The organism is Mycobacterium sp., assembly GCF_036273375.1.
In the GTDB taxonomy this organism is placed as follows: domain Bacteria; phylum Actinomycetota; class Actinomycetes; order Mycobacteriales; family Mycobacteriaceae; genus Mycobacterium.
On record NZ_DASUHS010000186.1, the window covers coordinates 1 to 4,754 of the forward strand.

The 4,754-nt window shown below is 63.9% G+C and carries 6 protein-coding genes; 1 reads left to right on the forward strand and 5 read right to left on the reverse strand.

Translation table 11 applies throughout. The annotated features are described in order from the left end of the window. From VFW69_RS17270 to VFW69_RS17290, 5 genes are all read right to left on the reverse strand, one after another. Positions 1 to 299 (reverse strand): SDR family NAD(P)-dependent oxidoreductase (locus tag VFW69_RS17270; RefSeq protein ID WP_526502794.1); only part of this gene is annotated, 299 nt, incomplete at its 3' end. Continuing rightward, positions 296 to 736: a VOC family protein gene (locus tag VFW69_RS17275; protein ID WP_526502796.1), complete on the reverse strand. Its 441-nt coding sequence runs from the start codon at positions 734 to 736 to the stop codon at positions 296 to 298. The genes VFW69_RS17270 and VFW69_RS17275, both read right to left, overlap by 4 nt. A gap of 41 nt (positions 737 to 777) precedes the next feature. Beyond that, positions 778 to 1,599 carry an SDR family NAD(P)-dependent oxidoreductase gene (locus VFW69_RS17280; protein ID WP_526502798.1) on the reverse strand — a complete coding sequence of 274 codons (822 nt, stop codon included), beginning with the start codon at positions 1,597 to 1,599 and terminating at the stop codon, positions 778 to 780. Positions 1,600 to 1,708: 109 nt separating this feature from the next. Next, positions 1,709 to 2,929 carry a cytochrome P450 gene (locus VFW69_RS17285; protein WP_526502804.1) on the reverse strand — a complete coding sequence of 407 codons (1,221 nt, stop codon included), beginning with the start codon at positions 2,927 to 2,929 and terminating at the stop codon, positions 1,709 to 1,711. Positions 2,930 to 2,940: 11 nt separating this feature from the next. Then, positions 2,941 to 3,963 carry an LLM class F420-dependent oxidoreductase gene (locus VFW69_RS17290; protein ID WP_526502800.1) on the reverse strand — a complete coding sequence of 341 codons (1,023 nt, stop codon included), beginning with the start codon at positions 3,961 to 3,963 and terminating at the stop codon, positions 2,941 to 2,943. An 85-nt stretch (positions 3,964 to 4,048) separates the two neighbouring features. Here VFW69_RS17290 and VFW69_RS17295 point away from each other — a divergent pair. Continuing rightward, the coding region (locus VFW69_RS17295) for a carboxyl transferase domain-containing protein (RefSeq protein WP_526502802.1) at positions 4,049 to 4,754 on the forward strand (706 nt) is incomplete at its 3' end.

Sequence of the window (4,754 nt, forward strand, 5' to 3'; positions counted from 1 at the left end):
AGCCAGGTGCCGGTCAGGTTTATCGACAACACTCGTTCCCACTCCCCGAGCGGCTGCTCCAGCAACAAACCCGATGCACCGATCGCGGCGCAGGTCACTATCCGGGTGGCCGTACCGTGCTCGCGCACGGTTCGTTCCATCGCCGCCGACACCGCGTCGGGATCGCTGACATCGCAGACGATATCGCCACCGGACAGATCCCACACCACGACGTCGTGGCCGGCGTCGCTCAGCCGTCGGGTGACCTCTCGTCCGATGCCGGAGGCGCCCCCGGTCACCACGGCGCTCGAGGCGCTCATCGCGCGGGCCCGATCAACTCGACCACTACGCCATCGGGTGCGGTGATGACGGCCATCGGGACCGTCTTGCCCGCCGGGGCCGCAACGGTGATCCGGCGAACACCATCGGTGAAGCCCAATTCGGCCAGCGTGGAAAGTGTTTCGTCTACGTCTCGCTGTACGGAGAGCAAGAAGAATCCGTGGCGCGGTCGCTGGGGAGGATCCGATGCGTACTCGGATCCTTCGAAGACAACCAGTTCAACGATCCCGGTATCCGGTGTCTGCGGGTCACCAAGGAATACCGACTGCAGCCGATCGGTCTTTGCGCCGAACAGTTCTGGCCAGTCTCCGGTAAAAGTGTGTCCGAAAAGTTTTGTGAATCCCAGGCCGTCGCGCCAGAATTTCATCGAAAGTTCGACATTGGCGGTGCAGATCGCCGCGTGATGGATACCTGGCATCGGCTTCCTCTCGAGTAACGAACGTCCGACATGGGCAACTTCTAAGTGACCATGGCCATGGTGTGGTCCCACAACTCGCGGGCGAGAACGGGATCGTCGGCCGCCCGATTGGCTTTGGCGACTTTGCCCTTCGCGTAGTATTCGCCGGCCGTCCAGTCGACACCGGGCACGCTCGTCGCCAGCCAGACCAGCTGATCGGCACCGTGATCTGCGGATTTGATCATCCTACTGACCGGCGTCCGTTGCATAGTGGTCAGAAACCGCGAGCCAGACGAGTGACCGATGTTGGTGTTGACGAAACCCGGGTGGACCGCCGCCACCGAAAGACCGTCGGCGGAGAAGCGCCGATGTAATTCCTTGGTGAACAGGATGTTTGCCAATTTCGCCAACGCGTAGGCGGTGCTGGACATGCGCCGGTCCGTCGCGTCGAAATCGGCGAGCTTGACGTTGCGCAACAGTCGCTGAGACGAGCTGGATGTATTGACGATCGTCGCTCGCGAAGCGGCCAGAACATCCAGCAACTGTGTGGTGAGCAAGAACGGCGCCAGGTAGTTGACTTGAAGAGTGATCTCATGGCCGTCGGCCGTCCGCTGCGGCTTGGGGAACACTCCCCCGGCGTTGTTGCCCAGCACGTCGATGCGCGGATACTGAGACCGGATTTTGTCCGCCAGGGCCCGCACCTGAGACAGGTCGGCGAAGTCGGCGACGAAGTGGTCGGCGTCCAGCTCCGCAGCCATGGCCGCGGTCTTGCTCTCCGAGCGTCCCACCAGTACCACGTTGTCGCCGCCGCGGCTGATCCGGCGGGCCGCCGCCGCGCCGATGCCATCGCTGGCACCGGTGATGACAATCGTCCTACGCGCCATTGCCTCGACCTCCACCGGGAGTGTAGCGACAGCCGCCGCGCCGGTGCGGCCGATAAGCGGACCGCTCACCACCGGCGCGCGAGGACCCCGATCGAAGGGGTCGCCGCGCTCAAGCCAGCGAGTACCGAACCGGCAGATGTTTGAGTCCGCCGACGAAGGTGGTGGCGACCAGTTCCGGGTCACCGGTCAGTTCAATGGATTTGAGCCGGGGCAGCAGCTCGGAGAAGAAGCTGCTGACCTCCATGCGGGCCAGCGCGGCACCCATGCAAAAGTGCACACCGTAGCCGAAGGCCAGGTGCTTGTTGGGGTCGCGACCGACATCGAAGCGGAACGGATCGCCGAAGACGTCCTCGTCACGGTTGGCCGAAACGTAGGACAGCAGCACCGAATCGCCCGCGGCGATGGGCACTCCACGCACGGTGGTGTCCTTGGCGGCAGTCCGCATGAATTCCTTGACCGGGGTTACCCAGCGGATCATCTCCTCGGTGGCCAGCGGCATCACGTCGAGATTGTCGCGCAGGCGGTGGCGCTGGTCGGGATTCTCGATGAGCGCTTGCAGTCCGCCGGAGATGGTCGCGCTGGTGGTGTCGTGACCGGCGGTGGCCACGATCAGGTAGTACGACACGGTGTCAATGTCCGACAGGGGTTCGCCGTCGACGCGGGCGTTCGCGATCGCCGACGCGAGGTCTTCGGTGGGATGCTCGCGGCGAGACGCCGTCACATCGTTGAAGTAACCGAACATGTCCAACAACGCCGGCAGCTGATCCTCGTTCGTGCTGCCCCGTTTGAATTCGGAGTCGTCGCTACCGAACAACTCCTGGGTCAGCTTGAGCATCCGGGGAAAATCGGCCTCCGGCAGCCCCAGCAGCGACATGATCACGTATAGCGGGTAATTGACGGCGACTTCCTGAACGAAGTCACATTCGGGGCCCGCCGCCATCATCTTGTCGACGTAGCTCTTGGCCAGTTCGTCAACACGAACCTTCAACGCCCGCATAGCCTTTGGGCGAAACCAGTCCGAACCGATAGCGCGCACCACCCGGTGTTGCGGATCGTCCAGATGGATCAGCGTGCGTACCCCGGCGGCGGCCTGCATCTCATCGCCCGCCGCGGTCGTCAGTACGGGCCGCGGCCAGTTGGTGAAGAACATGTTTTCGCGTTCGATGTCCATGATGTCGGCGTGTTTGGTGATCGCCCAGAACGGCCGGTAGTTCGGAACGTCCACCCAGGACACCGGAGCGGTGGCGCGCAGGTGCGTCAGCGCCGCATGCAGCCGCGGCTCGTCGGTGTACGCCAGCGGGTCCGCCAATAGCTTTGCGGCCTCATCCATCGTCGTTGCGCTCACTGGTGAAACTCCTTTAGTGCGGCGGTGATACAGGGCGCAGAAGCGGTCAGAAAGATTGGTAGGACACGGTCGACCGCGCCCTCGCAACGGTTTTTCAGCCCAGCGGCAATGGTGTCGAGCGGTCCGACAACGGCGAAAGCCGCAAGCATCTCGTCGTCGATGAGCGATCCCATCGCGTCCCACTCTCCCGCCAGCGACAGGCGATGCAGTTCGGTGTGCAGCTCGCCCCACCCATGCAGGTCGAGGACCCTGCGGTAAGCCGGTGTTGAGCCGTAGAAGGCGATCTGCTTGCGCACCGCAGCGGTGGCAGTGGCCAGTTCGGCGTCGTCGCGACCGGTGGCGATGAGCACCTCGCACGACACCTCGAAGTCGCCGCGGTCGCGCCCATTGCGTTGCAAACCGCGCAGCAGCGCCGGCACAGTCACCTCATCGAGGTAGCGCTTGGAGACCATCGGGTGCCCCAGGTGACCGTCGGCCAACTCGCCGCACATCTCGGTCATCGTTTCACCCACGGCGGCCAGAAAGATCTTCGGCGGCGGATATGGCTGAGGTTCAGGGGTGAACATCGGAGTCATGATCTTGTGGGTGTAGAAATCACCCTCGAAACGAAGCTTGGAGCCGTCCACCCATGCCGACCAGATGGCACGCAGCGCGGACACGAATTCGGCCATCCGGCGCGCTGGATGACTCCACGGCATGCTGAACCGCTTTTCGATATGCGGCTGGATCTGGGTCCCCAGCCCGAGGATGAACCGGCCCCTCGAGTACGCCTGCAGATCCCAGCCGACGTTGGCGACGATCATCGGATTACGCGCGAATGCCACCGCGATGTTGGTGCCAAGTTCCAGGCGCGAGGTGTGTTCGGCGGCCAGCAGCAACGGGAGGAAAGGGTCATGGTTGGTTTCGGCCGTCCAGCCTCCGTCATAGCCCCGCTCTTCCAAACCAGCGGACGCGTCCGCCACCTCCGCGAGCCGATTGGGGATGCCCCCGTCGACCTTGAGGCGGGCGGCTTCGGGCATGCGGGTAACTTTACAGTAAGCAATCCAGTATGTGACCCTGCAAATCTGGTCGCGCGACGAATCTTCCATGAGGTAGGACATAGGCATGGCGAAAGCCCAGGATTGGAGAGAAACGCTCGAGGATCTCGGGCGGCGCCGTCAACAGGCGTGGGACATGGGCGGGCCGGAGCGGCTCGACAAGCATCGCAACAAGGGCAAGCTGGACGCCCGCGCACGAATCGAGCACCTCCTCGATCCGGGAACATTCCGTGAACTCGGCACGCTGGTGGGTGGTGAGATCGCGGCCGACGGCCTGGTTGTCGGCTCCGGTTCTATCAACGGATCACCGGTAATGCTGGGCGCCGAGGACTTCACCACCATGGCGGGCAGCATCGGGCCCGGTGGCAACTCGAAACGGTATCGCATCGCCGAACTGGCGGTGCGGGACAAGATTCCGCTGGTGATGCTGCTCGAAGGTGCCGGCTTTCGCCCCACCGGCGGCCATTACGGACGGACCCCCACCGACCTGCTCGCCCAGGCGCAGTGCTCGGGCCGCGTCCCGACCGTCGCGGCCGTGCTCGGCCCCTCGGCCGGACATGGCGCACTGGTGGCACCGGTCTGCGACTTCCGGATCATGAGCAGGCAAGGAGCGATCTTCACCGCCGGACCGCCCGTCGTCAAAGAGTCCACCGGAGAGGAGATTTCGAAGGAAGACCTCGGTGGTCCGACTGTCGCGCTGCCCAGCGGAGTGATCCACAACGTCGCCGAGGACGATGAGGCCGTGCTCGACGGCATCCGGCGTTACCTGTCGT